This is a genomic window from Streptomyces glaucus (genome assembly GCF_039533365.1).
Classification (GTDB): Bacteria; Actinomycetota; Actinomycetes; order Streptomycetales; family Streptomycetaceae; genus Streptomyces; species Streptomyces glaucus.
In genome coordinates, this window is record NZ_BAAATK010000047.1 from 26,725 (window position 1) to 52,488 (window position 25,764).

The following is a 25,764-nucleotide window of genomic DNA, read 5'->3' on the forward strand; positions in this document are numbered from 1 at the left end:
GCCGCTCCCGTCACGAAGGTCCGCCGTCCCAGCGCGTCAGCCCTGGACACGGGGCCTCCAGTCGCCGAGGTACGCCTGCCTGGTGTGCGCCGCGGCCTCCTCCTCGGTGAGCTGGGGCCGGTTCTCCGGGACGGTGATCGCGGCGCCCGGGCCGGTGTTGCGGTACTCCCGGAACCGCATGGACTGCCAGGGGTACGCGTCCCGCATGTTCGTGTAGGGCGCGGCCGCGTCGATGCCGGGGCCGAGCCGGGTCTCCCGGACGGTGAGCATCGGGCGGGCGGCCGGGTCGGAGCTGGGCACCCAGGGGCGGGCCAGCTTGTAGAAGCCGTCGGGGGCCTCGCTGCTGACCCGGCTGCGGATCACCAGGTAGCCGCGCGGGTTGGCGCCGGCCGTGGACGGCGCGAAGACGAAGCCGTACGGGGCGGACGCCAGGTCGGTGCGGTCCAGGGTGCGGAAGTGGCAGTGTTCGAAGACGGCGGTGGCCCGGCCGAAGACGAAGTCGACGTCGCCCTCGACGTAGCAGTGCGCGAAGAACTGGCGGGCGAAGACGCCGAGGTCCCGGGAGTCGGCGTACAGCGTGTCCTGGTGGCCGAGGAACCGGCAGTGGGTGAAGGCGCTGCGGTCGCCCTGCGCCTTGAGGGCGACGGCCTGGGTGCCGGTGATGCCGGGGTGGTCGGCGCGCAGCCAGTCGTTGGCGAAGGTGATCCAGCGGGCGGTGAAGCCGTCGGCCTGCGTCGTGACGGTGGCGGAGCCGGACGTGCCGTACGTGCCGCCGCCGGGCTTGGGGGTGCCGGCCGCGTTGTCGTGGACGATCACGACGTCGCGGGGGTCCTCCGAGGCGCCGATCCAGGTGGTGTCCGTGCGGGTGGCGTCGACGGTGACCGTCTCCCGGTAGGTGCCCGGTGCGACGACCAGGGTCCAGCCGCTGCCGGCGGCCGCGGCGACGGCGGCCCCGACGGTGGTGAAGTCGCCGCGGCCGTGCGGGTCGACGTACAGGGTCCTCGGGTCGCGGCGGGCGGCCGGTGAGCCGTACCGGCCGAACGGGCGCCGCCCGCCGCCGGCCCGCGCGGGGCCGGACGCCGCGCCGAGCGCCACGGCCGCGCCGGCGCCGGCCAGGAGCAGGTTCCGTCGGGACAGGGGGAGAGGGGGATGCGAGGGCATGGGGCTGTTCCTTCGCGGTGCGGGTCGGAGGGCGCGGGCCGGGACGCGGTGGCCCCGGTCCGTCCGTCGGAGCAGGTGCGGACGGGACGCGGCGGGCCGGGTCCGTCCGGGTGCGGGGGCGGGCCGGGCGGTCCGGGTGAGGGGGCGGGCCGGGTGCGGCCCCGCCCAGGTGAGGGGCGCGGGACGGGTGCGGCCCCGCCCGTCTCTTCGAGGCGGCGCGGCGGGGCGCGGTGGCCCCGCCCGCGCCGCCGGGAGGAGGTCAGCGCAGGCGGCCGGCGCCCGCGCCCCGGTCGACGATCGCGGGGACCGCCCTGGCCGGGTGGACCTGGGCGCGCAGGGCCGGCGTCCAGCCCGCGCCCGACCGGAGGGTCTCGCCGGGGATCTCCGCGTTGTGCACGGCGATCAGGTCGACGGGCCGGCCGTTGACGACGTTGTGGGCGGCGGTGACCGGGGCCTCGTTCCACTTCTTCAGCACCTTCGCCGGGCTGATCCCGGCCGGCAGCGTGAAGGCGTTGTGCTCGGCGACGAGCTGGGACTCCTTGCCGATGCCGAAGCTGTAGGAGTAGGTCCCGTCGGCCACGACGTGGTTGTTGTACGCGTCGACCTGCCCGAAGCGGACCCGGGGCGTGCGCTCGACCAGCCTGGCGAACAGGTTGTGGTGGAGGGTGACCTTCAGGTGCCCCCGGTCGCCCGCGGCGGTGGACTCGCTGTCGCTGTTGCCGATCAGGATCGTCTTGTCGTGCTCGGTGAAGACGTTCCAGGAGGCGGTGACGTAGTCGGAGCCCCGCACGACGTCCAGCTGGCCGTCGTGCTGCTGGTAGAGCATGCCGAAGTAGGCGGGCGCCGCGCTGTCGGGGTGGCTGCCGTCGGTGAAGGTGTTGTGGTCCAGCCACACGTGGGTGGAGCCGTGGACGACGGCGGTGTCGTACTCGGAGTTCCAGTTGCCCTGCGAGCCGTCGGTGGGATCCCACTGCGGGAAGCAGTCGACGGGGCTCTCCAGGGTCAGGTTGCGGACGATGACGTTGTCCACGCCCCTGATCTGCAGGCTGGCGCCCTTGAACCCGGCGTTGCGGCCCACCCCGATGATGGTGGTGTTGGACGGGACGGTGGCCTTGATGGCCTTGTCCTGGTTGGCGGCGGAGGCGCGGCGCAGCCCTTCGGGGCTGTCGGCGGGCTCGGCGGCCAGGTCCTGCTCCAGGCCCCACTTCTCGGGCGCGTACTTGTCCAGGTAGGCGGCGAAGTCGTACCCGGGCGCGGCGAAGGCCTCGCAGCCCTCGGCGACCGCGTCGATGGTGCCCTTCACCTTGATGATCTTCGGGGCGTCGCCGCCCGCGGCGAGCGCGGCCTTGAACTGGGCCCAGGTGGTGACGGTGTACACGTGCTCGGCGTCGGCCGCGGCGCCGCCCGTGGTGCCGGTGCCGTGGGCGGCCCAGCCGTCGTTCGCGCCCAGGGTCTGGCGGGCCGGGTCGCGGTGCCCGGCCTGCGCGGCGGGACCGGCCAGCGACAGCACGAGCGCCGTGCAGCCGGCCAGCACGGCACCTCTTCTTATGGCATGCCCATGCCGCTTCTGTGTGGTCATCGTGCGGCTCTCTCCTCGGTGGGGACGGGGTGGGTCACGCGCCGGCCTCCGGCCAGGTGATCCAGGACTCGGGGATCTCCTCGTCCAGCCGGCGCACGTCGCGCGGGGCGAGCACCCGGGTGCGCAGCAGCTCCCGCGCGACCAGTCGCGCCACGGCGATCGCGCCCGGCGGGTTGAAGTGCGTGTTGTCCTGTTCGGCGGCGGTCCAGTTGAAGTACGCCTTGGTCTCCTCCGGCCCCAGCTCCTGCCAGAGCGCGAGCGACAGCGCCTGGACGTCGAGCAGGGCCACCCGCTCCTCCTCGGCGAGCGCCCGCATGGCCGCCGGGTACTCGCCGTGGCTGGGCAGCGCGGTGCCGTCCGCGTCGAACCTGCGGCGCTCGACGGGGGTGGCCAGCACGGGGCGGGCCCCGCGGGCCCGGGCACCGTCGACGTACTGCCGCAGGTACTGCTGGTACGTCGTCCAGGGCTCGGTGTACCGGGCCGGATCGGTCGCCTTCTCGTCGTTGTGCGCGAACTGGATCAGCAGGAAGTCACCGGGCCGGATCACCGACAGGACGGCGTCCAGCCGCCCCTCGTCGACGAAGCTCTTCGAACTGCGCCCGTTGACCGCGTGGTTGGCGACCGGCCGGTCGCGGTGCAGGAAGAAGGGCAGGGCCATGCCCCACCCGGTCTCGGGGGCGGCGTCGGCGTACTTCTGCGCGGCGGTGGAGTCACCGGCGATGTGGAGGGTCCGCCGGCCGGGGGCGGCCTGCGCGGCGCCGGTGGCGGCCAGGGTCAGGGGAACGGCGGCGAGTGCCGCCGAGGTGACCTGCCTGCGGCTGAGCGACACGGGTTGTTCACCTTTCCGCTGAGGGAACCCCCGCGCCCCGGGAGGGCGCGGGGCTGTCTCGACGTCCGTCAGCCGTTCTGCTGCTTCCACTCGGCCTGGGCCTCGTTCAGCTGCTCGGCCAGCGTGTCCAGGAACTCCTTCGCGCTCAGCTTCCCGAGCAGCACCTTCTGGAAGTTCGGCTCGTTGTCGGCCTTGGAGATGGTGTTCCAGTCCGGCAGGTAGTACGGCAGCTGCACGATCGTCGTGGACCCGTCCGACAGGGCCTCGGCGGCCAGCTTCGTCGGCTCCGCCTCGGAGACCCACGCGTCCTGCGCGGCCCGGGTGTTGGCCGGCACCTGCCCCGCCGACTTGTTGAACTTCGAGTTCTCCTCGTGCGAGAGGGCGAACTCGATGAACTTCCAGGCGGCTTCCTTGTTCTTGGAGCTCTTGAACAGCCCCAGGCCGTCCACGGGGTTGGACACCTGCACGCGCTTCCCGGAGGGGCCGGTCGGCTGCGGGATGCCCCGGAACTTCTGCGGCCCCAGCGCCTTCACATGGTCCTGGTAGGAGCCCAGGTTGTGGTTGAGCATCCCGATCGTGCCGGAGTCCCACTGGGCGACCATCTTGGTGAAGTCGTTGTTGAGGTCGGCGGCCGGCGTGTACTTCTTGTACAGCCCGGCGTACTTCTCCAGCGCCTCGACGTTCTTCGGGTCGTTGACGGTGGTCTTCTCGCCGCTCTCGTCCCAGAAGGACGTGATGCCGGACTGCCCGTACATGGCGTCGAACGCCTGGGCGATCGAGCCCGCGCCGCCGCGGATGGTGTACCCGAACTGGTTCCTGCCCTTGTCGGTGAGCTTCTCGGCGGCCTCGAAGAACGCGTCCCAGCTCGCCGGCGCCTCCAGGCCCGCCTTGTCGAACAGGTCGGTGCGGTAGTACAGCACGCCGTTGTTGGCGGAGGTCGGGACCGAGTACAGCGTGCCGTCGCCGCCGCCGGCGGCCTTCATCGACTCGACCATGTCCTTGTTGAGCTCGCCGCTCAGCGGCGACTTGGCGAGCCGGTCGTCCAGCGGCTCCAGCGCGTTCTGCGCGGCGAACCCGGCGAGCATCGCCGCGCCGACGCCGCCGACGTCCGGCAGGCCGCCGCCCTGGATGGCGGTGTCGACCTTGGACTGGTACTCGGTGGCGGCGATCCCGACGTACTCGACGTCGATGTCCGGGTTGGCCTTCTCGAAGTCGGCGATGATCTCCTTCCAGATGTCGGTGCGCACACCGCCGTTGTTGTCCCAGAAGACGATCTCGCCCTTGCCGCTGCCCTCGGCACCCTCGTCGCCGCCCGCCCCGCTGCCGTCGTCGCCGCAGGCGGTGACGGTCAGCGCGAGCACGGCCCCCAGGGCGACGGCGGCCGGCATCCGGCGCCTTCCTGTGCTGCTGGTGCGAATGCTGATCTTCATTGGTCGGCTCTCTCTTCCAAATCCAGCAAAGGTGTGAGGTGGGGGGATCAGGGGCGGGTGTGGGGCGCCCAGCCGTCCGTGCCCTCGAGGTAGGCGGCGACGGTGTACGCCCGTGCCGCGTCCTCGCCCAGTTGCGGCCGGTCCGCGGTGACGGCCGCGCCCGGTCCGTGGTTGCGGTACTCGGCGAACCGCGCGTCCCGCCACGAGAAGCCGCTCATGTCGGTCCACGGCGAGGACTTGACCGCGGCCGGCAGCCCGGTGTCCCGGATCAGCACCTGGGCGACCGCGTCGGGTTCGCCGCCCGGGTGCCAGGGCCGCCCGAGGTGGACGGTCCCGGCGGGGGCGTCGCTGACGATCCTCGACCCGGTGATCAGGAACCCGTACGGGTTGCCCGTCCAGGTCGAGGCGGCGGTGACGTAGCCGTTGTTCGTGGCCGAACCCCGGCTGAGCGCGCGGACGACCGAGTGCTCGATCACCGTCGTCGCCCGTCCGTGGACGAAGTCGACGTCGCCCTCGATGTACGAGTCGCGGAGGTAGACCCTGCTGACGGTGGTCAGCTTCGGGCTGTCGGTCATCAGGGTGTCCTGGTTGCCCAGGAAGGCGGTGTCCTCGAAGACGATCCGGTCGCCGGTCGTCTTCATCGCCGGCGCCTGCTCGCCGTCGAGGTCGTGCGCGGCCTCGTCGAAGTCGTTGCTGAAGGTCAGGCGGCGCGCGGTGACGTCGTCCGCGGCGATCCGCACGGTCGCGCTCCCGGTGGAGCCGCCGTACGCGGCGGGCGTGTCGTAGACGATGACGGTGTCGGACCGGTCCTGTCCAGTCCCCTGCAGCACGATCTTCGGCTTGGCGGCGGGGACGACCACCTTCTCGCGGTACGTGCCCGGCGCGATCGCGATCGTCACCGGCACGTCGTTGCCGTCGGGCACGGCGGCCACGGCGGCCTGCACGGTCGGGTGGTCGGCCGGGACGCGCAGCGTCACCGAGTCGCCGATGCGCCGCTGCGGACCCGAGAACCGCTTCACCAGCGCCGGCACGGCGGCCGCCGGGTCCAGCCGGTAGGCGTAGAACTCCCGCGGGTCGAAGGCCTCGCCCCACTCGTCGTGCCGTCCGGTGGTGTCGCGCAGGATCGAACCGCGCTGCACCAGCTCGGCGGTGGCGTCGGCCTGGTAGGGGTGCTGCACATGGTCGTAGAAGCTGTTCTCGATGACCATCCGGGTCCGGCCGCGCGACCAGTTCCCGTAGGTCCACACGGGGTCGCCGGGATCCGCCTGCGCGCTCAGGTAGTTGTTGTACAGGTGCGCGTAGGCGGCGTTGTCGACCGAGGGGTTGCGCTGCTTGGTGTCGCGGAACCAGTTGTGGTCGACGGTGATCTGCGTCCTGACGTTCGTCGTCCAGCCCAGCCCGAACGTCTTGTTGTTGTTCTCGAACCGGTTGTAGGAGACGGTCACGTACTCGCTGTCCTTGCGGATGTCGAGCTGCCCGTCGCAGATGTGCGAGAAGCGGTTGTGGTCGATCCAGACGTGGTGGACGGTGTCCATCTGGATGCCGTCGAAGTCGGTCTCCTTGCAGTCCCAGTCGCCCTCGACCGCCGAGTCGCGGATCGTCATGTTGCGGATGATCACGTTGTGCGTGCCGGGGGCGAGACGGAACTCGCCCCGCACCAGCTCACCGCTGGTGCCGACCCCGACGATCGTCTTGTCCGAGGCGACCTCGATGCCCGCGCCGAACGGCTCGGCGGTGATCGCGCCCCGCACCCGGATGACGTACGGTTCGGGCGCCGCCGCGTACTCGGCCAGCGCGGCCTGGTCGGTGACGGTGACGACCCGGCCGCCCGCGCCGCCGGTGGTGCCGCCGGCGAGGGAGGCGAAGCCGTGCGGCCGGTCGCTCCAGCGGGACGCGTCCGGCGCGGGCCGCTCGGCGGGGGCGGCCCGCGCCTGGCCGACCGCGCCCAGGCCCAGCGCGGCGACGAGGCCGATCACGGCGGCCACGACCGTGCCGGGTCTGCCGTGCCCCGGTCTCGGCAAGCGCTTGCCACGGAAGTGCGTCATTGCGGCTCCCCACAGGCGTACGGATGGATCAAGAAGGCGTCACTCGGAACTGCGTGAAGGTCGCCGCGCCGGCGTGTCCCCGGCCGGCGGGCGCGAGGGCGAACAGGCCGAGCAGGGCGCCGACCCAGCGCCAGGGAGCGGCGGCGAAGACCTGGCCGGAGGGGCGGAACCCGTCCCCCGTGTCGGCGAGGAAGCGGCAGCGCGCGCCGGGGCCGATCTCGACGCGCAGCCGGGCCCGCCCCCCGGGCGCGAGCCGCGGATGACCGGCGTCCCGTTCCCGGTCCGCGACCGCCTCCGCGAACCGGTGCACCAGGTGCACCGTCCCGTCCGCGCCCCGCTGGAGCCCGATCCAGCTGTAGGCGTCCCCGAGCACCGCCAGCCCGGCCCGCGCGCCCGGCTCCTCGCTGTCCAGGCGCAGCTCCACCTCGGCGGCGGACGGGGTGCCGGGCAGCCGCTGGGTGAGCACGTTCGGCAGCCGGCGCAGGTCGTGCGCGTCCGGCGAGCGGACGCAGGCCAGCTTCAGCCCGTCCCCGGAGTGCTGGGTGGCCCAGCCGTCCCGGGGGTTGGCCGTCCACTGCCACTGGCGGCCGAACCGTCCGCCAGGGAAGTCGTCGTCGGTGGCGGGCGCGGCGGGCGGCTGCGGCGGCAGGCCGGGCCGCCGGTGCACGGTGACGGGGGCGCCGTCGTCCCCCATCACCGGCCAGCCGTCGTCGCCCCAGCGCATCGGCTGGAGGTGGACGACCCGGCCGTAGGCGCCGCGCTGCTGGAAGTGCAGGAACCAGTCCTCACCGGACGGCGTGCGCACCCAGCCGCCCTGGTGCGGCCCGTTGACGTCGGTGTCCTTCTGCTCCAGGACGACCCTCTCCTCGTACGGCCCGAAGAAGCCGCGCGAGCGGAAGGCGCCCTGCCAGCCGGTCTCCACTCCCCCGGCGGGCGCGAGGATCCAGAACCAGCCGTCGTGCCGGTAGAGCTTCGGGCCCTCCAGGGTGAACCAGCCGGGGATGCGGTCCGCGTCGACGATCACCTTGCCCTCGTCGAGCAGCGCGGTGCCGTCGGGGCGCATCCGGTGGCCGGTGAGGCGGTTCTTGATGCCGGAGCGGGACCTGGCCCAGGCGTGCACGAGGTAGGCCTCGCCGGTCTCCTCGTCCCACAGGGGGCACGGGTCGATCAGGCCCTTGCCCTCCTTCACCAGGTGCGGGCGGGTCCACGGGCCCCTGATCCCGGGGGCGTTGACCTGGAAGACGCCCTGGTCGGGGTCGCCCCAGAAGATCCAGAAGCGGTCGTCGTGGTACCTGAGCGACGGCGCCCACACCCCGCAGTCGTGGCGGGGCACGGCGAACCGGTCCTCCGGTTCCAGGCGTTCGAGGGCGTGGCCGACCAGCGTCCAGTTGACCAGGTCCCGGGAGTGCAGCAGCGGCAGGCCGGGGACGCGGCCGAAGCTGGAGGCGGTCAGGTAGAAGTCGTCGCCGACGCGGACGACGTCCGGGTCGGACCAGTCGGCGTCGAGGACCGGGTTGGTGTAGGTCGCGCCGGTCACGGGCTCACCGCCTTGCGCACCAGCACCGCGGCCGCGTCCCGGTCCAGGCGGCCGTCGGCGACGACGGTGACGACGCGGCGGACCACCGTGTCGCCGGGCGCGACCGTCAGCCGCTCCTCGGAGGCCAGCGAGGAACCCACGCCCGGGTACTCCTCGGCGCGCACGAACCACGGGTCCCGGCGGGTCCGTTCGGTGGCGCCGGCGAAGACCAGCGTCCAGGTGCGGCCGGCCAGGGCGAGCCAGTCGGCGCGGCGGCCGTGCACCCGCTCCTCGCCCTCGGCGTCGGCGGTGAAGACCGCCGGCGCCGCGTCCTCCTTGCGGGCCCGCCAGAAGAAACCGCCGTAGGCGGCGCCGGGGCGCCCGTTGGTGGCGGGGCTGCCGATCGACAGCGGCTCCGGCGTGACGTTGGTGAGGGAGAAGGTGAAGTCCAGCGCCCAGGCGGTGCCGGTGAGTTCGCCGGCCGCGACCGTGCGGCGCTCGCGCAGCAGCTCGGCTCCGGCCGCGACCCAGCGCAGCTCCTCCACGAAGCCGTCCGGGTCGCGCAGCTGGAAGGCGACGTGCCGCTGGGCGCCGTGGTTGTCCAGCTCGGTCGGGCCCCGGCCGCGGACGAAGGTGCGCCCGCCCCAGAAGTTGTGCCCCTCGACGTCGGGAACGGCGACACCGACGCCGAGGTGGTGCAGGTGGTCGGCGGGGCCGAGCTCGGTGACCGCCGTGCCGGCCAGGGTGGTGACGGGGTGCAGATACGGGCGCGGGGAGAGCCGGTCGGGCAGCTCGGGCCGGGTGACGTAGCGGCCGACCGGGCGGCCCGCCACCCGCAGGACCGGGGAGTCGCTGCCGGTCATCGGGCGCTCGCCTCCTTCGGCAGGTGCTCCGCGGCCGGCGCCCAGGGGGCGCCCAGCTCGGAGTAGAGGGACAGGGTGTCGGCGGCGGCCGCGACGAGCCCGTCGACGCCGGGCACGGCCCGGCGGTTCTCGGCGGGGATCCGGCGCCAGGCGGCGGGCGGCAGCGGGGCCGGGTCGGGGGCCCGCCGGATCGCCTCCACGACCTTCATGAAGGCGCCGGTCTCCTCCGGGGCTACGAGGAGGCCGGCTCCCCGGGTGAGGTGCGCGACGAGGTTCTCCAGCAGGTCGGTGCGGCCGTACTCGTACTCCTGCGGGCCGTGGCCGGCGCGCTGGAGCAGCACCCGGTCCTGCTTGTACCAGAAGGTGATCCGGCCGCGGCTGCCGTGCACCAGGACGTACGGCTCGCCGGCCCGCTCGGCGCACAGGGTCGCGGCGACGGTGACCCGGTGGCCCCGCCCCGTGGTGATCCGCACGCAGGAGGTGTCGTCGGACTCGATGTCGTTGGCGCGCAGCAGCTCGGTCTCGATGCCGGTGACGTCCTCGGCGCGGGGGGTGCCGCCGAGGGCGAGGGCGGTGGCGACGGCGTGCGCGAGCGGGTTGGTCAGCACGCCGTCGACCACGTCGGCGCCGTTCAGCCGCCGCCGGCCCGCCCAGGGCGCGCGCCGGAAGTACGCCTCGTCGCGCACCCAGGCGCCGGCCCCGCCGAGCCCGACGAGTTCGCCGATCGCGCCCTGGCCGATCAGCTCCCGGATCGCCGGCACGGCGTGCGAGCCCAGCGACTGGAAGCCGATCTGGCAGGCGACCCCCGCCTCGGCCACCCCGTCGGCCATGCGGCGGAACTCCGCGTAGGAGGGGGCGGGCGGCTTCTCCAGCAGGATGTGCACGCCCCGGCGGGCGGCGGCCAGTGCCAGGTCGGTGTGGGTGGGGATCGGCGTGCAGATCACGGCGATCTGCGCGCCGGTGGAGTCCAGGAGGGCGCCGAAGTCGGCGGACTGCTCGGGGAGGCGGCCGCCGAACTCCTCCTCGGTCAGCGGGGTCAGCTCGCAGATGCCCGCCAGCCGCACCAGGCCCTCGTCCTGGAGCCGGCGGATGTTGGCGACGTGCCAGCGGCCGTGGCCGCGGGCGCCCGCGAGGACGACGGACAGTGGTTCGTTCATGGCGTCCTCCCCGCGCCGTCCGGGTGGCAGGCGTGGTGGAACCGGCACGGTGTCATCCCTTCACCGCCCCCGCGCTGAACCCGGTGATCAGCCACTTCTGGATGAAGGCGAACACGATCACCACCGGCACGGCCGCGATGATGCCGCCCGCGGCGAGGGCGCCGAGGTCGACGCTGTCCGCGCTCATCAGGGTGTTGAGGCCGACCGGGATGGTCTGCATCTCCTGGTTGTTGAGGAACATCAGGGCGAACAGGAAGTGGTTCCAGGAGTGCACGAAGGCGAAGGAGCCGACGGCGATCAGACCGGGCCGCAGCAGCGGCAGCACGATCGTCCGGAAGGCGCGGAACCGGCCGCAGCCGTCGACCCAGGCGGCCTCCTCCAGCGAGTACGGCACGTTCTTGATGAAGTTGCTGATCAGGATCATCGACAGCGGCAGCTGGAAGACCGTCTCGGCGATGATGACGCTGCCCAGGGAGTTGATCATCCGCAGCTCGGCGAAGATCTCGAACAGCGGGACCAGCAGCAGCGCGCCCGGCACGAACTGGGAGCACAGCAGGGCGAGCATGAAGCCCCGCTTGATCCGGAAGTCGAACCGGGCCAGGGCGTAGCCGCCGGCCAGCGCGACGATCGTCGTCATCACCAGGGTGGCGACGCCGACGAGCACGCTGTTCTGGAAGTAGGTCCCGAACTGCCGCTCCGTCCACACCTTCTCGAAGTGCTCGAAGGTGACCGGCCAGGGCACCAGCGAGGTGGAGCCGGCCGGGCGCAGCGCGAACAGCAGGATCCAGTAGAAGGGGATGAGGGTGAAGACCAGGTAGACGCCCAGCGGCAGGTAGATCTGCCAGCGGGGGACCTCGTCCCAGGCGGGGCTCCGCTTCGCCGGCCGGGGCGGTTCGGGGGCGGTGCGCACGGGGGCGGGCGCGGCCTGGGTGGCTTCCTTGACGCTCACTTCTCGCCTCCGAACTTGCTCAGCCGCAGGTAGACGATCGAGCAGAAGAGCAGGATCACGAACGCGACCGTGGTCAGGGCCGACGCGTAGCCGAAGTCGTGGGACTCCACGGACGTGTTGGCGATGTACAGGGGCAGCGTCGTGGTCTCGCCCGCGGGCCCGCCGCCGGTCAGGGTGTAGAGCAGGTCGACGTTGTTGAACTCCCACACCGCGCGCAGCAGCGTGGACAGGATGATCGCGTCCTTCAGGTGCGGCAGCGTGATGTGCCAGAACTGCTTCAGCCGGCTCGCCCCGTCGACCTCGGCGGCCTCGTACAGGTCCTTCGAGACGGACTGGAGGTCGGCGAGGATGAGGATGGCGAAGAAGGGCACGCCGCGCCACAGGTCGGCGACGATCGCCGCGGGGAACACGGTCGAGGTGTCCGACAGCCAGCTGGTGCCGTAGTCGCCGATGCCCAGGTCCGCGAGGTAGCGGGTGATGCCGGTCTGGGAGTTGTAGAGCAGCACCCAGATCGCGGAGGTCAGCACGCCGGAGACGGCCCACGGGGAGAACACCAGGGCGCGTCCCAGCGCCCGGCCCACGAAGGTCTGGTTGACGATGAGGGCCAGGGCGAGTCCGAACAGCAGCTGCAGCCCGACCTCGACGAAGACCCACTTGGCGCTGAAGACGAGGGTGTCCCAGAACTGCGGGTCCTCGGTGAAGATGCGGACGAAGTTGTCGAAGCCCGCGTAGCCGTTCCGCCACGGCTTGGTGGGGTTGTACTCCTGCAGGCTGTAGTAGAAGACGCTGACGACCGGGTAGGCGATGAAGCCCAGCATCAGCAGGGCCGCCGGGGCGATCAGCAGGTACGGCAGCCTGCGCGGCGTGGCGGAGGCACGGCGCCGCCGGGGTGGCGCGGGCGGTTTCGCCACGGCTGCGGCTTGGGCCATGACTGTTCTCCGTTCTGGTACGTCGTGCGGTCTCGTGCGCGTGCTTCTCGGTCCGGCGTTTCCCGGGCCGGTGCCTCGTGCACTGGGGAAGCGCTTTCTATATGGGCGGCGTGCATCCGGGTGCGGTGCGGGAGATCAGCCCGCGTACGGGTCCTGCACCGCGCCCGGCCGGGCCAGGAACTCGAAGTCGCAGCCGGTGTCGGCCTGGGTGATCTGGTCGTTGTAGAGCGCGCCGTAGCCCCGCTCGTACCGGACGGGCGGCGGCGTCCACTCGGCCCTGCGCCGCCGCAGCTCCTCGTCGTCCACGTTGAGCCGGAGGGTGCGGGCCTCGACGTCGAGGGTGATGCTGTCGCCGGTGCGGACCAGGGCGAGCGGTCCGCCGACGTACGACTCGGGGGCCACGTGCAGCACGCACGCGCCGTAGCTGGTGCCGCTCATCCGGGCGTCGGAGATCCGCACCATGTCCCGCACGCCCTGCTTGAGCAGGTGGTCGGGGATGGGCAGCATCCCGTACTCGGGCATGCCCGGTCCGCCCTTGGGCCCGGCGTTGCGCAGCACCAGCACGCTGTCGGCGGTGATGCCCAGCGACGGGTCGTTGATGGTCCGCTGCATCGTCCTGTAGTCGTCGAAGACGACCGCGGGGCCGGTGTGCTTGAGCAGGTGCGGCTCGGCGGCGATGTGCTTGATGACGGCGCCGTCCGGGCAGAGGTTGCCGCGCAGCACGGCGACCCCGCCCTCGCTCGCGACCGGGTTGTCCCGGGGCCGGATCACGTCGTCGTCGTACACCTGGGCGCCGGCGATCTGCTCGCGCAGGGTGTCGTGGGCGACGGTGGGCCGCTCCAGGTGCAGCAGGTCCGGGATCCGGGAGAGGAACCCGGGCAGGCCGCCCGCGAAGTGGAAGTCCTCCATCAGGTACGTCCGCCCGCCCGGCCGCACGTTGGCCAGCACCGGGACCGTGCGGGCGATCCGGTCGAAGTCGTCGAGCGTGAGCTTCACGCCCGCGCGGCCCGCCATGGCGATCAGGTGGATCACGGCGTTGGTGGAGCCGCCGAGGCCGAGCACGGTGGTGACCGCGTCCTCGAACGCCTCCCGGGTGAGGAGCCGGGAGAGCCGGCGGTCCTTGTGCACCAGCTCGACGGCGATCATGCCGGCCTTCGCGGCCATCCGGTCGTGCCCCGAGTCCACGGCCGGGATGCTGGAGGCGCCGGGGACCGTGACGCCGAGCGCCTCGGCGGCGGCGGTGAGCGTGGAGGCCGTGCCCATCGTCATGCAGTGCCCGGGCGAGCGGGCCAGGCCGCTCTCCAGCTCCTGCATCTCGCAGTCGCCGATCAGGCCGGCCCGGTGGTCGTCCCAGTACTTCCACATGTCGGTGCCGGAGCCGAGGACCTCGTTGCGCCAGTGGCCCGGCAGCATGGGCCCGGCGGGCACGAACACGGCCGGCAGGTCGGCGGAGGCGGCGCCCATCAGCAGGGCCGGGGTGGACTTGTCGCAGCCGCCCATCAGCACGGCCCCGTCGACGGGGTAGGACCGCAGCAGCTCCTCGGTCTCCATCGCGAGCAGGTTGCGGTAGAGCATCGGGGTCGGCTTCTGGAAGGTCTCGCTGAGGGTGGAGACCGGGAACTCCAGCGGGAAGCCGCCCGCCTGCCACACCCCGCGCTTGACGGCCTGCGCGCGGTCGCGCAGGTGGACGTGGCAGGGGTTGATGTCGGACCAGGTGTTGAGGATCGCGATGACGGGCTTGCCGAGGTGCTCCTCGGGCAGGTAGCCGAGCTGGCGGGTGCGGGCGCGGTGGCTGAAGGAGCGCAGGCCCGACGAGACGCCGCTGCCGTACCACTGGTGGCTGCGCAGTTCCTCGGGGTTCTTCCTCGGCGTGTTCATATGGACCATCCGGCGGCGATGGCGGCGACCTCGGCGCGCTCGGGCTCGGGCAGCGGCTTGCTCGGCGGGCGGACCTCGCGGCGGCACAGCCCGAGCGAGGCCAGGGCCTCCTTGACGACGGTGACGTTGTTGGCGGAGCCGTCGGCGGCGCGCAGCTCCTCGAAGCGGCGGATCTGCTCCCAGACCTTCATGGCGGCCGGGTAGTCGCCCGACCGCAGCGCCTCGATCATGTTCCGCGAGACGGCCGGGGCGACGTTCACCAGTCCCGAGGTGAAGCCGGTGGCGCCCGCGGAGAAGTAGGAGGGGGCGTACGGCTCGGCGAGCCCGGCCACCCACACGAAGCGGTCCAGCCCGGCGTCGCGGGCGAAGGCGGCGAACCTGGCGGCGTCCGGCACGGCGTACTTCACGCCGATGACGTTGGGGCAGGCGTCGGCCAGTTCGGCCAGGAGGGCGCCGGTGAGCCGGTCGTTGCGGATGTACGGGACGACTCCCAGCTCGGGCACCGCCTCGGCGACGGCGCGGTGGTAGTCGACCCAGCCGGCCGGGGAGACGTACGGGTGGACGGGCTGGTGCACCATCACCATCTGCGCGCCGAGCTCACGGGCGTGCCGGGCGGAGGCGACGGCGGTGGGCACGTCGTGTCCCACGCCGACCAGGACGGCGGCCCGGTCGCCCGCCTCGTCGATCGTCAGTTCGGTGACCAGGCGGCGCTCCTCGGGGGTGAGGGCGTAGAACTCGCCGGTGTTGCCGTTGGGGGTGAGGGTGGTGATGCCGCCGTCGAGCAGCCGGCGCAGCAGGGCCCGGTAGGTGTCCCGGTCGACGGAGCCGTCCTCGGCGAACGGGGTCACCGGGATCGCCACCACGTCGGCCAGGGCCGCCCGCTGGGTCTCGAACGTCGTTGTCATGCCTGACCGTCCTCTCCCTGGGCCTCGGTCTCCGCTTCCGGGAAGGCCCGCTCGACGAACGACGCGATGTGCGCGTGGAGGGCGCCGGCCGCGCCGTCCGCGTCCCCGGCGAGGGCCAGCCGCAGGATCTCCCGGTGCTCGCTGGCCTCCCGCTCCCAGGAGGGTTCGGCGGCCCAGGCGACCGCGGAGACGAGGGCCGCCTGGTCGCGGACCTGGTCGAGCATCCGGCCGAGCAGCGGGTTGCCGCACGGCAGGTACAGGGCGCGGTGGAACTCGCGGTTGGCCAGGGACCGTTCGGCGGTGTCGGCGGCCTGGTCGGCGCGGGTCAGCGCGTCCCGGGCGGCCTCCAGGGAGGCCCCGCGGCGCACGGCGCGCCTGAGCGCCTCGGGCTCCAGCAGCAGCCGCACGTCGTAGACCTCGCGCGCCATGTCCGCGTCCACCATGCGCACCGTGACGCCCTTGTACTGGCTCATCATGACCAGTCCGGTGCCGGCCAGCGTCTTGAGCGCCTCGCGCACCGGGGTCTTGGAGACTCCGAACTGCGCGGCGAGCTCGGTCTCGACCAGAGCCTGGCCCGGCGTCAACTGCCCGGTGAGGATGCGGCGTTTGATCTCCTCCAGCACGAACTGCGTGCGGGAGGGGATCGGCGTGGGCACAGAGGTCATGCGCGCCTCTCGGATCTCGCGTATCGCGTCTCATATATGACGTACGAAGTACGACGCGTTGAAGGTAGGAGCGCCCCTGTGTTTCGTCAATGCTTCTGACAGAGGAAGTTGAGGTTGCCGAGAGGGCGAGGGGGGCCGGGCCGGGCCGGCGGAAACGGGCCCGAGGACCGGGACCGTGGGGGAAAGCGCAGGCCGGACGCCCGGACGCGCCGTACGCGGGGTCCGCGGCCCGCGGGCGGCGCGCCGAGCGGATCACGGCCGCCGGGAGCCGCCGCCCGGGCCGGGAGAGGGCGCCGGGCGGCGGGACGAATCCCCCGCGAGCAGACCGGGACCGGCACTCGGCCCGGAACGCGCGAAACAGGCCGGAGCGGGGTGTGTCCGGCGCCCCGCCCGGCGCCGGGACCCGGGCCGGGCGCACCGGTACGGCCCCCGGCCGGCCCCCGGTCCGCGCCGAGCGCGTCCGGCCCGGGTCACGCCGCCGGGAGCCGCCGCCCGGACCGGGGGGAGTGCCGGGCGGGACGGGGCGCCGGGGGCCGCGGACGCCGCCGCCCCGGCGCGGGCCCCGCGGCGGGTCAGAGCCCCGCGAGCGCCGAGCGCACCGCCGCCAGGTCGGCGTCCGAGGCCAGTCCGGCGTGGTACAGCCGCAGTTCGGTGGCGCCGAGGTCCCGGGCGGCCGCGGCGTCGGCCGCGAGCGTGCCGGGGCTGCCGCCCATGCCGGAGACGACGGTGAGGTTGGCGGCGAGGACGGCGCCCGCGCGGCCCTGCTCCGCGAACGGGGCGAGCAGGCCGGGGCCGCCCGTGCAGGGCACCACCACCCCGTCCGCCACGGACAGGATGTGCGCGGGGTCGACGCCGGCGTTGGCGCCGCAGTGGTACGACACCGGGTCGGCGTGCAGCAGCACCTGGAAGCCGTCCGGCGCGGCGGCGCGGACCGCCGCGACCGCCGCCTCCTGGAGCGTGCGGGCGGTTTCGTCCCGCCACGCGCGGGTGGCGTCCGCCGTCGTCTCGCCGAGCAGCTTCGCCACGCCCGCCCAGCCCCCGTCCGAGGGCGCCCCCCGCCACACCGGCTCCAGCGCGGTCCGTACCGCGTCCGCCAGTTCGTCGGCGTCCAGGCCCTTGGCGCCGTAGCCCGCCCGGCAGTCCGGGCAGAAGCACAGCGACATCAGGTACTGGCCGGCGTCCCCGAGGCCGACCCCGCCGGTCTTGTCGTGGGCGTGCAGGTGGGCGAGCCCGTACCAGCCGAGGGACTCCAGTTCCGTGCCGCGCGCCCCGGGCCGCACCGCGGCCTCGGCGGCCAGGTCGGTGAGGTACGCGCGGGTGGCGGGCCGGGCGATGCACGGCGCCCACGGGTAGCGGTCCCCGTAGGCGTTGACGACCGAGGTCTCGGGGTGTTCGGCGCCCAGCCGGGAGTTGTGCGCGAGCACCACCCAGGTGTGCACCTCCAGGCCCGCGTCCGCGAGCGCGGCGGCGGCCTCGCCGTAGGCGTCGCCGGGCGCCCAGTCGCCCGCCCGGTACGGGCGCAGCTCCCGGCCCTCCCAGCGGCCGTCCGGCGGGTAGAGCACGGCGGCGTGCTCGGCGGTGACCACGCGGTGGCGCGGGTGGCGCGGGGTGAGGGCGCGGGTGGAGTGGTAGGCGGCGGCGAGGGTCACCTGCCGCACACCGGTTCCCGCGATGAACTCCGCGGCCCGCGGGTCCCCGTTGACGTCCCAGGGGTAGACGAATGCCGACGCCTTCACATGTCCTCCTCGAGCAGCGCGTCACCGCGTTCGATCAGCCGGGCGAGCTGCTCGACATGATCCCCGGTCGGTTCGTGCAGCGGCGGCCGCACCTCCCCCACGTCGAGCCCGCGCAGCCGGACCCCGGCCTTGACCAGGGCGACGGCGTATCCGCGGCCCTGGGCGCGCAGTTCGGCGAAGGGCCGGTAGAAGCCGTCCAGCAGGCGGTGCGCGGTGGCCTCGTCGCCGGTGTGCAGGGCGCGGTGGAAGGCCAGGGCGAGGTCGGGGGCGAAGCAGAAGACGGCGGAGGAGTAGAGCGTGATGCCGATGCCGCGGTAGGCGAGCTGGGTCTGCTCGGCGGTCGGCAGCCCGTTGAAGTACAGGAAGTCGCCCGGGGCCTCGGTGCGCACGGCGCTCACGACGCGCTGCATGAGGTCCAGGTCGCCCAGTCCGTCCTTGAGCCCGATGATCCCGTCCGTGCGGGCCAGGCCGACGACGGTCCGGGGGGTGAACACGGCGTTGTCGCGCTGGTAGACGATCACCGGCAGCGAGGTCGCGGCGGCCACCTCCCGGTAGTGCCGCAGCAGCCCCTCCTGCCCGGCGAGCACGAGGTAGGGCGGCAGGGCGAGCAGCCCGTCCGCGCCGGCCGCCTCGGCGAGCCGCGCGTAGCGCACCGCGAGCGCGGTCCCGTACCCGGCGCCCGCGACCACCGGCACCCGGCCCTCGGCGGCCTCCACGGCCGCCCGGACGCACCGCTCGAACTCCTCGGGGGTCAGCGCGTGGAACTCCCCGGTGCCGCAGCACGCGAAGACCGCGGCGGCTCCCGCCTCGACCCCGCGGCGCACATGGGTGCGGTAGGTGTCGAGGTCGAGCGCGCCGTCGGGACCGTACGCCGTGACGGGGAAGAACAGCGGCCCGCTGGGGACGGTGAGTCGAGCGGCGAGAGGGGCTGTCGTCACGGGCTCTCCCATTTCTACATGTATGATCATTGTCTACATTTCTGAACGGTGTCACGCTAGAGGGCCCCCCGGAGGGCGGTCAAGCGCACCCACCCGCGACGTACTTGCGGATTCCCCGCCCGGCGGACCCTTGACGGGCGACGCCCTCGCTCCTTAGCGTGTCCACGCATGTGAATGTCGTACGCACATATGTACGGCTGCTGAATTCGAGGAGACCCGAGGATGCCCGCTCCCCGCACCGTCCTGCTCACCGGCGCCGCCGGCGGCCTCGGCACCCTGATGCGGGACCTGCTGCCCGCGTACGGCTACCGGCTGCGCCTGCTGGACCTGCGCCCGGTCGAGGGCGAGCCGGACGCGATCACCGCCGACCTCGCCGACCGGGAGGCCGTCCGCGAGGCCGTGCGCGGCGTCGACGCGATCATCCACCTCGCGGGCATCTCCCTGGAAGCCCCCTTCGAGAAGATCCTCAAATCGAACATCGAGGGCACCTACCACGTCTACGAGGCCGCCCGCGAGGAAGGGGTCAAGCGCATCGTCTTCGCCTCCTCCAACCACGCCGTCGGCTACACCCCGCGCCCCCGGGGCGACGACCCCCTCGTCCCGATCGACACCCCGCGCCGCCCGGACACCTTCTACGGCCTGTCCAAGTCCTTCGGCGAGGACCTCGCCCAGCTCTACTGGGACAAGCACGGCCTGGAGACCGTCTCGGTGCGCATCGGCTCCTGCTTCCCCGAGCCGACCAGCGTGCGCATGCTCTCGGTGTGGATGAGCCCCGCCGACGGCGCCCGCCTCTTCCACGCCGCGCTGACCGCCGAGAACGTCGGGCACACCGTCGTCTACGGCTCCTCCGCCAACACCCGGCTGTGGTGGGACCTGTCCACCGCGCGGGCGCTCGGTTACGAACCGCAGGACGACTCCGAGCCGTACGCCGAGAAGCTCATCGCCGAACAGGGCGAGCTGGACCCGGAGAACGAGGCGCACGCCCGCATCGGCGGCCACTTCGTCACCGACCCGCCGATCTGGCCGTACTGACGCCGGTCCGCACGGCGGAAAACCGACCCCCGCGGCGGGGGGGGGGGGCCCGGCCCCCCCCCCCGCCGCATTCGGGCACCGCCGCTGCCCGGTCCCACGTCCCGGTCGGCGGCGACGCAGGTACGCGCCGGGCGCACGCCGCGCCGAACGGGCACAAACGGGCATCATCGAACCCGCAACAGACCTGGTCAGCGCCGCCTCCCCGCTGTAGAACTTCCCCCGAGGGCCCCACCGGGCCCGAACGGGCAGGCCGGCGACGAGGCAGGTGGAGGCCATGGGCACGAGAACGGCGGAAGAGCGCCAGCGGGAGATCGTGCGGGTGGCGCGCGCCACCGGCTCGGTCGACGTCACCGCGCTCGCCGCCCGGCTGGGCGTGGCCAAGGAGACCGTCCGGCGGGATCTGCGCGCCCTGGAGGACCACGGCCTGGTCCGCCGCACCCACGGCGGGGCCTATCCCGTGGAGAGCGCCGGGTTCGAGACGACGCTCGCCTTCCGCGCCACCAGCCACGTCCCCGAGAAGCGCCGGATCGCCGCCGCCGCGGCCGAACTGCTCGGGGACGCCGAGACGGTCTTCGTCGACGAGGGCTTCACCCCGCAGCTCATCGCCGAGGCGCTGCCCCGGGACCGGCCGCTGACCGTGGTCACCGCGTCCCTGCCGGTCGCGGGCACCCTGGCCGGGGCGGAACACGCCACCGTGCTGCTGCTCGGCGGCCGGGTCCGCGCCGGCACCCTCGCCACCGTCGACCACTGGACGACGCGGATGCTGGCCGGCTTCGTCCTCGACCTGGCCTACATCGGCGCCAACGGCGTCTCCCGCGAACACGGCCTGACCACCCCCGACCCGGCGGTCGGCGAGGTCAAGGCCCAGGCGATCCGGGCCGCGCGCCGCACGGTGTTCGCGGGCGTGCACACCAAGTTCGGGGCGGTCAGCTTCTGCCGGTTCGCCGAGGTCGGCGCCCTGGAGGCGATCGTCACCAGCACCCTGCTCCCGGCGTCCGAGGCCCACCGCTACTCCCTGCTGGGGCCCCAGGTCATCCGGGTCTGACCGCCCGGCGCGCCGCCGGGCGCCCCCCCGCGCCCGCCCCCTGCCTTCCGGGCGCGGCACCCGAAACCCCCCGCACGTCCTCCCCGGGGCACCGCACGCCCCGCGGCGCCCCTTATCACCCCATACATCCAGTTCTCCCTACGTCCAGGAGCGATCCATGCGAACCCAGAGCCGACGGCGGCCAGCGCGAGCCACGCTCGCCATGGCCGCCGCAGGGACGCTGCTCGCCCCGCTGCTCTCCGGCTGCTGGGTCGGGGCGGGCGGGGCCGGATCGGGCGGCGACGCCATCAACGTCCTGATGGTCAACAACCCCCAGATGGTGACGCTGCAGAAGCTCACCGCCGCCCACTTCACCGAAGAGACCGGCATCCAGGTCAACTTCACGGTCCTGCCCGAGAACGACGTCCGCGACAAGATCAGCCAGGACTTCGCCAACCAGGCCGGCCAGTACGACGTCGCCACCCTGTCCAACTACGAGATACCGATCTACGCCCGCAACGGCTGGCTGCACGAGATGGACTCCTACGTCGCGCGGGACCCGGCGTACGACGAGCAGGACGTGCTGAAGCCGATGCGCCAGTCGCTCACCGGCGACGACGGCAGGCTCTACGGCCAGCCCTTCTACGGCGAGTCGTCCTTCCTGATGTACCGCAAGGACGTGTTCGCGCAGAAGGGGCTCACCATGCCCGCGCGCCCCACCTGGCGGCAGGTGGCCGACCTCGCCGCGAAGGCCGACGGCGCCGAGCCCGGCATGAAGGGCATCTGCCTGCGCGGGCTGCCCGGCTGGGGCGAGGTGATGGCGCCGCTGACGACGGTGGTGAACACCTTCGGCGGCACCTGGTTCGACCAGGACTGGAAGGCGCGGCTGGACTCCCCGGAGTTCGAGAAGGCGACGAAGTTCTACGTCGACCTGGTCCGGGAGCACGGCGAGTCGGGAGCGGCCCAGTCCGGTTTCGCCGAGTGCCTGAACAACATGACCCAGGGCAAGGTCGCCATGTGGTACGACGCCACCTCCGCCGCCGGCTCCCTGGAGTCGGCCGGCTCCCCCGTCAAGGGGAAGATCGGCTACGCCCCCGCCCCCGTGGAGAGGACCGAGTCCTCCGGCTGGCTCTACACCTGGGCCTGGGGCATCCAGAAGGCGTCCCGCAACGCGGACAAGGCGTGGAAGTTCGTCTCCTGGGCGTCCGGCAAGGAGTACGAGCAGCTCGTCGGCGACCGGATCGGCTGGTCCGACGTCCCGGCCGGCAAGCGCGCCTCGACGTACGCGAACCCCGCCTACCGCGCGGAGGCCGCCGCCTTCCAGGAGATGACGAAACGGGCCATCGAGGACGCCCGCCCGAACGACCCGGGGGTGCAGCCGCGGCCCGCGCCCGGCATCCAGTTCGTCGGCATCCCCGAGTTCACCGACCTCGGCACCAAGGTCTCCCGGGAGATCAGCGCGGCCATCGCCGGACGCCAGTCCGTCGAGTCGGCCCTGAGGAAGTCCCAGCAGCTCGCCGAGAAGATCTCCGAGGAGTACGAGGGACGATGACCGCCACGACCACGGCCCCCGTGGCCGCACCCGAGATCCGCGCCGTGGGACACCGGCCCTCCGCCCGGCTGCGCGCCTGGGCCACCCGGGCCCCGCTGCTCCCCGCCCTGATCTTCATGATCGTCGTCACCCAGCTGCCGTTCGTGGCCACGCTGGTGATCTCCTTCTTCGACTGGAACGCCCTCTACCCCGAGGCCCGGCGCTTCGCCGGCCTCGACAACTACCGCCAGGTGCTGACCGATCCGGACCTGCGCCACTCGGTGGGGACGACCGTGCTGCTGACCGCGGCGGTGGTCCTGGCCAGCCTGGTGCTCGGCCTGCTCCTCGCCCTGCTCCTGGACCGCAGGTTCCGCGGCCGGGGCGTCGTCCGCACGCTGCTGATCGCCCCGTTCCTCGTCGTCCCCGTGGCGGCGGCGCTGCTGTGGAAGCACGTCCTGTACAACCCCGAGTACGGCCTGCTCAACGGCCTGCTGCACTACGTCGGCGGCCCGCAGCCCGACTGGGTCTCCAGCACCCCGCTGCTCGCCGTCGAGGCCGCGCTGGTGTGGCAGTGGACGCCGTTCATGATGCTGATCCTGCTGGCCGGGCTGCAGAGCCGGGACCAGCAGCAGATCGAGGCCGCCCGGGTCGACGGGGCGAGCGACTGGCAGATCTTCCGCCATCTGACGCTGCCGCACCTGCGCCGCTACCTCGAACTCGGCGCCCTGCTGGGCTCGATCTACATCGTCCAGAACTTCGACGCGGTCTTCACGATCACGTCCGGCGGCCTGGGCACCGCCAACCTCCCCTACACCGTGTACCAGACCTTCTACCAGGCCCACGAGAACGGCCTCGCCTCGGCCGCGGGCGTCCTGGTGGTCATCGGCTCGATCGTCATCGCCACCTTCGCGCTGCGCGTGGTGTCGTCCCTGTTCCGCGAGGAGGTCTCCCGCGCATGAGCACCATCGCCGTACGGCGCGCCCGCCGCAAGGGTGCCGGGCTGGGGCTGGTGGCCTGGCTGGCCGGCGTCGTCTTCTTCCTGCCCGTCGCGTGGATGGCGCTGACCTCCTTCCACTCGGAGGAGGACGCCGCCACCAACCCGCCGTCCTTCACCGCCGCGCTGACCCTGGACGGCTACCGCGAGTTCTTCGGCGCCGACGGCGGCGCGAGCCCCTGGCCGGCGCTGGTCAACTCGGCGGTGGCGTCGGTGGCGTCGACGCTGCTCGTCCTGCTCCTCGCGCTGCCCGCGGCGTACGCGCTGTCGATCCGCCCGGTGCGGAAGTGGACGGACGTCCTGTTCTTCTTCCTGTCGACGAAGATGCTGCCGGCCGTCGCCGGCCTGCTGCCGATCTACCTGTTCGCCAAGAACGCCGGTCTGCTGGACAACATCTGGCTGCTGGTCGTGCTGTACACCTCCATGAACCTGCCGATCGCGGTGTGGATGATGCAGTCGTTCCTCGCCGAGGTGCCGGTGGCGGTGATCGAGGCGGCCCGGGTGGACGGCGCGCGCCTGCCGACGGTCCTGGCCCGGGTGGTCGCCCCGATCGCCCTGCCCGGCATCGCCGCGACGGCGCTGATCTGCTTCATCTTCAGCTGGAACGAACTGCTCTTCGCACGGGTGCTGACCGGCGTGGTCGCCGAGACCGCCCCCGTGTTCCTGACCGGCTTCATCACCAGCCAGGGCCTGTTCCTGGCGAAGGTGTGCGCCGCGTCGCTCGTCATCTCCCTGCCGGTGCTCGCCGCGGGGTTCGCCGCCCAGGACAAACTGGTCCAGGGCCTGTCGTTGGGAGCCGTGAAATGAAGGCCGCCGTCATCGAGTCCGTGGGCCGGGCCGTCGTCACCGAGGTCCCGGACCCGACGCCCGGGCCGCGGGACGTCGTCGTCGAGGTCGCGGCCTGCGGGCTGTGCGGTACGGACCTGCACATCCTGCAGGGGGAGTTCGCGCCGAAGCTGCCGATCGTGCCGGGCCACGAGTTCGCGGGCGAGGTGGTCGGGACCGGCAGCCAGGTCACCGAACTCGCGGTCGGCGACCGGGTGGCGGTGGACCCGTCCCTGTACTGCCACGAGTGCCGCTACTGCCGCACCGGCCACAACAACCTGTGCGAGCGCTGGGCGGCGATCGGGGTGACGACGGCGGGCGGCGCGGCCCGGTACGCGGTGGCGCCGGTGGCGAACTGCGTGAAGCTGCCCGAGCACGTCCGCACCGAGGACGCGGCGCTGGTGGAGCCCCTGTCGTGCGCGGTGCGGGGGTACGACATCCTGTCCTCCCGGCTCGGGGCGCACGTCCTGATCTACGGCTCGGGCACGATGGGCCTGATGATGCTGGAGCTGGCCAAGCGGACGGGCGCGGCGAGCGTGGACGTGGTCGACGTGAACCCGGCGCGGCTGGAGACGGCCCGGCGGCTCGGGGTGTCGGCCGGCGCCACCAGCGCCGACGAACTGGACCGGCCGCAGGGCTGGGACGTCGTCGTCGACGCGACGGGCAACGCGGCGGCGATCCAGGACGGCCTGGACCGGGTGGCCAAGGCGGGCACGTTCCTGCAGTTCGGGGTCGCCGACTACGCGACGCGGGTGACGATCGACCCGTACCGGATCTACAACCAGGAGATCACCATCACGGGTTCGATGGCCGTGCTGCACAGTTTCGAGCGCGCCGCCGAGCTGTTCGCGAACGGGGTGCTGGACCCGGAGGTCTTCATCAGCGACCGCATCCCGCTGGACCGCTACCCCGAGGCGCTGGACCAGTTCGCGGCGGGCGTGGGCCGCAAGATCGTGGTGGTCCCGCGGGGCTGACCGCCTCCGCCGCCGGGCGGGGGCGGGACGGGCCGTACGCTCCCGGCCCGCCTCCGCCCCCGCCCGGCGGCACCGCCCCGCGGTCCCACCGCCAGGAGCGCGCGAGCACCACCGCGCGCACCGCCCGCGTCCGCCCGCTCGCCCGGCGCCGAGCCGGCCGGGCGCCGAGCCGGTCGGACACCTGGTAAGGGAACGGTAAAACAGCCCCGCTCGTTCACCGGTCATGACAGCTATGACCCCCGGCTCGAACATCCCTCTCTCCGCCGCGCGCGTGACGGTGGACGTCGCCGCTCCGGTGCGGCTCGACGTATCGGGCCTGCTGCTCACCGCCGACGGCAAGGTGCGCTCCGACGACGACTTCATCTTCTACAACCAGCCCGCCGGCCCGGGTGTGACCTACCGCCCCGGCGGCGGCGCCGCCCCCGACGCGATCACCGTGGACACCGCGGCCGTCCCCCCGGGCATCGAGAAGATCGTCGTCACCGCCAGTCCCGACGCCCCGGGCCAGACCTTCCAGGGCATCGAACCGACGGCCACGATCCGGAACGCGGACGACGGCTCGGTGCTGGCCACCTTCACGCCCCCGCGGCTCGGCAGCGAGACGGCCCTGGTGGTCGTGGAGATCTACCTGCGGGGCGGCCAGTGGAAGGCCCGCGCGGTCGGCCAGGGGTACGCCGACGGCCTCGCCGGCATCGCCACCGACTTCGGCGTCACGGTCGAGGAGCCGGCCGCCGCGCCCCAGCCGGCCGCCGCGCCCCAGCCGGCCGCCGCGCCCCAGCCGGCCGCCGCGCCGCCGGCCGGGGC

22 protein-coding genes are annotated in these 25,764 nt (G+C 73.1%); 7 read left to right on the top strand and 15 right to left on the bottom strand.

Annotation, left to right across the window (positions count from 1 at the left end; genetic code table 11):
• Positions 1-36 precede the first annotated feature (36 nt).
• From ABD363_RS26555 to ABD363_RS26625, 15 genes are all read right to left on the bottom strand, one after another.
• On the bottom strand, positions 37-1,161 hold the full coding sequence (locus ABD363_RS26555) for a pectinesterase family protein (protein ID WP_344607921.1): 1,125 nt from the start codon (positions 1,159-1,161) through the stop codon (positions 37-39).
• Between the two features lie 259 nt (positions 1,162-1,420).
• Entirely contained in the window at positions 1,421-2,740 is a 1,320-nt protein-coding gene (locus ABD363_RS26560) for a pectate lyase family protein (protein WP_344607923.1), read from the bottom strand.
• 34 nt (positions 2,741-2,774) lie between these two features.
• The gene (locus tag ABD363_RS26565) at positions 2,775-3,569 is read right to left on the bottom strand and encodes a rhamnogalacturonan acetylesterase (protein ID WP_344607925.1); all 795 of its coding nucleotides are present in this window, start codon (positions 3,567-3,569) and stop codon (positions 2,775-2,777) included.
• A 68-nt stretch (positions 3,570-3,637) separates the two neighbouring features.
• A complete protein-coding gene (locus ABD363_RS26570; RefSeq protein ID WP_344607927.1) occupies positions 3,638-4,999 on the bottom strand; it encodes an ABC transporter substrate-binding protein in 1,362 nt (453 codons plus the stop codon).
• Positions 5,000-5,046: 47 nt separating this feature from the next.
• Positions 5,047-7,044: a pectinesterase family protein gene (locus ABD363_RS26575; RefSeq protein WP_344607929.1), complete on the bottom strand. Its 1,998-nt coding sequence runs from the start codon at positions 7,042-7,044 to the stop codon at positions 5,047-5,049.
• A 28-nt stretch (positions 7,045-7,072) separates the two neighbouring features.
• The gene (locus tag ABD363_RS26580) at positions 7,073-8,581 is read right to left on the bottom strand and encodes a glycoside hydrolase family 43 protein (RefSeq protein ID WP_344607931.1); all 1,509 of its coding nucleotides are present in this window, start codon (positions 8,579-8,581) and stop codon (positions 7,073-7,075) included.
• The gene (locus tag ABD363_RS26585) at positions 8,578-9,423 is read right to left on the bottom strand and encodes a DUF6807 domain-containing protein (protein WP_344607932.1); all 846 of its coding nucleotides are present in this window, start codon (positions 9,421-9,423) and stop codon (positions 8,578-8,580) included. The genes ABD363_RS26580 and ABD363_RS26585 overlap by 4 nt, the downstream gene beginning before the upstream one ends.
• On the bottom strand, positions 9,420-10,580 hold the full coding sequence (locus ABD363_RS26590) for a Gfo/Idh/MocA family protein (RefSeq protein WP_344607934.1): 1,161 nt from the start codon (positions 10,578-10,580) through the stop codon (positions 9,420-9,422). The genes ABD363_RS26585 and ABD363_RS26590 overlap by 4 nt, the downstream gene beginning before the upstream one ends.
• Before the next feature lie 52 nt (positions 10,581-10,632).
• The gene (locus tag ABD363_RS26595) at positions 10,633-11,529 is read right to left on the bottom strand and encodes a carbohydrate ABC transporter permease (RefSeq protein ID WP_344607935.1); all 897 of its coding nucleotides are present in this window, start codon (positions 11,527-11,529) and stop codon (positions 10,633-10,635) included.
• A complete protein-coding gene (locus tag ABD363_RS26600; RefSeq protein WP_344607937.1) occupies positions 11,526-12,458 on the bottom strand; it encodes a carbohydrate ABC transporter permease in 933 nt (310 codons plus the stop codon). The genes ABD363_RS26595 and ABD363_RS26600 overlap by 4 nt, the downstream gene beginning before the upstream one ends.
• 135 nt (positions 12,459-12,593) lie before the next feature.
• Positions 12,594-14,336, bottom strand: a complete 1,743-nt coding sequence (araD, locus tag ABD363_RS26605; protein ID WP_344607939.1) for an L-arabinonate dehydratase — start codon at positions 14,334-14,336, stop codon at positions 12,594-12,596.
• Complete coding sequence (locus ABD363_RS26610) at positions 14,333-15,241, bottom strand: dihydrodipicolinate synthase family protein (RefSeq protein WP_344607941.1); 909 nt, start codon at positions 15,239-15,241, stop codon at positions 14,333-14,335. Before ABD363_RS26610 ends, araD begins: the two co-directional genes overlap by 4 nt.
• Positions 15,238-15,906 carry a GntR family transcriptional regulator gene (locus tag ABD363_RS26615; RefSeq protein WP_344607943.1) on the bottom strand — a complete coding sequence of 223 codons (669 nt, stop codon included), beginning with the start codon at positions 15,904-15,906 and terminating at the stop codon, positions 15,238-15,240. The genes ABD363_RS26610 and ABD363_RS26615 overlap by 4 nt, the downstream gene beginning before the upstream one ends.
• 572 nt (positions 15,907-16,478) lie before the next feature.
• Complete coding sequence (locus tag ABD363_RS26620; RefSeq protein ID WP_344607945.1) at positions 16,479-17,642, bottom strand: hypothetical protein; 1,164 nt, start codon at positions 17,640-17,642, stop codon at positions 16,479-16,481.
• The gene (locus ABD363_RS26625; RefSeq protein ID WP_344607947.1) at positions 17,639-18,580 is read right to left on the bottom strand and encodes a 5-dehydro-4-deoxyglucarate dehydratase; all 942 of its coding nucleotides are present in this window, start codon (positions 18,578-18,580) and stop codon (positions 17,639-17,641) included. Before ABD363_RS26625 ends, ABD363_RS26620 begins: the two co-directional genes overlap by 4 nt.
• 222 nt (positions 18,581-18,802) lie before the next feature.
• Here ABD363_RS26625 and ABD363_RS26630 point away from each other — a divergent pair, with 222 nt between their 5' ends.
• The 7 genes from ABD363_RS26630 to ABD363_RS26660 all read left to right on the top strand — a co-directional run.
• Complete coding sequence (locus ABD363_RS26630; RefSeq protein WP_344607949.1) at positions 18,803-19,612, top strand: NAD-dependent epimerase/dehydratase family protein; 810 nt, start codon at positions 18,803-18,805, stop codon at positions 19,610-19,612.
• Between the two features lie 274 nt (positions 19,613-19,886).
• Positions 19,887-20,657 (top strand): DeoR/GlpR family DNA-binding transcription regulator, encoded by a 771-nt coding sequence (locus ABD363_RS26635; RefSeq protein WP_344607951.1) that lies wholly within the window; start codon positions 19,887-19,889, stop codon positions 20,655-20,657.
• Positions 20,658-20,814: 157 nt separating this feature from the next.
• Positions 20,815-22,188, top strand: coding sequence for an ABC transporter substrate-binding protein (locus tag ABD363_RS26640; RefSeq protein WP_344607953.1), 1,374 nt, complete (start codon positions 20,815-20,817; stop codon positions 22,186-22,188).
• A complete protein-coding gene (locus tag ABD363_RS26645; protein WP_344607955.1) occupies positions 22,185-23,126 on the top strand; it encodes a carbohydrate ABC transporter permease in 942 nt (313 codons plus the stop codon). The genes ABD363_RS26640 and ABD363_RS26645 overlap by 4 nt, the downstream gene beginning before the upstream one ends.
• Complete coding sequence (locus ABD363_RS26650; protein ID WP_344607957.1) at positions 23,123-23,968, top strand: carbohydrate ABC transporter permease; 846 nt, start codon at positions 23,123-23,125, stop codon at positions 23,966-23,968. The genes ABD363_RS26645 and ABD363_RS26650 overlap by 4 nt, the downstream gene beginning before the upstream one ends.
• Complete coding sequence (locus ABD363_RS26655; RefSeq protein WP_344607959.1) at positions 23,965-24,960, top strand: zinc-dependent alcohol dehydrogenase family protein; 996 nt, start codon at positions 23,965-23,967, stop codon at positions 24,958-24,960. Before ABD363_RS26650 ends, ABD363_RS26655 begins: the two co-directional genes overlap by 4 nt.
• A gap of 232 nt (positions 24,961-25,192) precedes the next feature.
• Positions 25,193-25,764: TerD family protein (locus ABD363_RS26660; protein ID WP_344607962.1), on the top strand; the 572-nt coding region annotated here is incomplete at its 3' end.

What these genes read in the sequence shown, in the direction of transcription:
- ABD363_RS26555 (WP_344607921.1), bottom strand. Translation starts at nt 1,161, where the DNA reads ATGCCCTCGCATCCCCCTCTCCCCCTGTCCCGACGGAACCTGCTCCTG.
- ABD363_RS26560 (WP_344607923.1), bottom strand. Translation starts at nt 2,740, where the DNA reads ATGACCACACAGAAGCGGCATGGGCATGCCATAAGAAGAGGTGCCGTG.
- ABD363_RS26570 (WP_344607927.1), bottom strand. Translation starts at nt 4,999, where the DNA reads ATGAAGATCAGCATTCGCACCAGCAGCACAGGAAGGCGCCGGATGCCG.
- ABD363_RS26575 (WP_344607929.1), bottom strand. Translation starts at nt 7,044, where the DNA reads ATGACGCACTTCCGTGGCAAGCGCTTGCCGAGACCGGGGCACGGCAGA.
- ABD363_RS26585 (WP_344607932.1), bottom strand. Translation starts at nt 9,423, where the DNA reads ATGACCGGCAGCGACTCCCCGGTCCTGCGGGTGGCGGGCCGCCCGGTC.
- ABD363_RS26590 (WP_344607934.1), bottom strand. Translation starts at nt 10,580, where the DNA reads ATGAACGAACCACTGTCCGTCGTCCTCGCGGGCGCCCGCGGCCACGGC.
- ABD363_RS26600 (WP_344607937.1), bottom strand. Translation starts at nt 12,458, where the DNA reads ATGGCCCAAGCCGCAGCCGTGGCGAAACCGCCCGCGCCACCCCGGCGG.
- araD (WP_344607939.1), bottom strand. Translation starts at nt 14,336, where the DNA reads ATGAACACGCCGAGGAAGAACCCCGAGGAACTGCGCAGCCACCAGTGG.
- ABD363_RS26610 (WP_344607941.1), bottom strand. Translation starts at nt 15,241, where the DNA reads ATGACAACGACGTTCGAGACCCAGCGGGCGGCCCTGGCCGACGTGGTG.
- ABD363_RS26615 (WP_344607943.1), bottom strand. Translation starts at nt 15,906, where the DNA reads ATGACCTCTGTGCCCACGCCGATCCCCTCCCGCACGCAGTTCGTGCTG.
- ABD363_RS26630 (WP_344607949.1), top strand. Translation starts at nt 18,803, where the DNA reads ATGCCCGCTCCCCGCACCGTCCTGCTCACCGGCGCCGCCGGCGGCCTC.
- ABD363_RS26635 (WP_344607951.1), top strand. Translation starts at nt 19,887, where the DNA reads ATGGGCACGAGAACGGCGGAAGAGCGCCAGCGGGAGATCGTGCGGGTG.
- ABD363_RS26640 (WP_344607953.1), top strand. Translation starts at nt 20,815, where the DNA reads ATGCGAACCCAGAGCCGACGGCGGCCAGCGCGAGCCACGCTCGCCATG.
- ABD363_RS26645 (WP_344607955.1), top strand. Translation starts at nt 22,185, where the DNA reads ATGACCGCCACGACCACGGCCCCCGTGGCCGCACCCGAGATCCGCGCC.
- ABD363_RS26650 (WP_344607957.1), top strand. Translation starts at nt 23,123, where the DNA reads ATGAGCACCATCGCCGTACGGCGCGCCCGCCGCAAGGGTGCCGGGCTG.
- ABD363_RS26655 (WP_344607959.1), top strand. Translation starts at nt 23,965, where the DNA reads ATGAAGGCCGCCGTCATCGAGTCCGTGGGCCGGGCCGTCGTCACCGAG.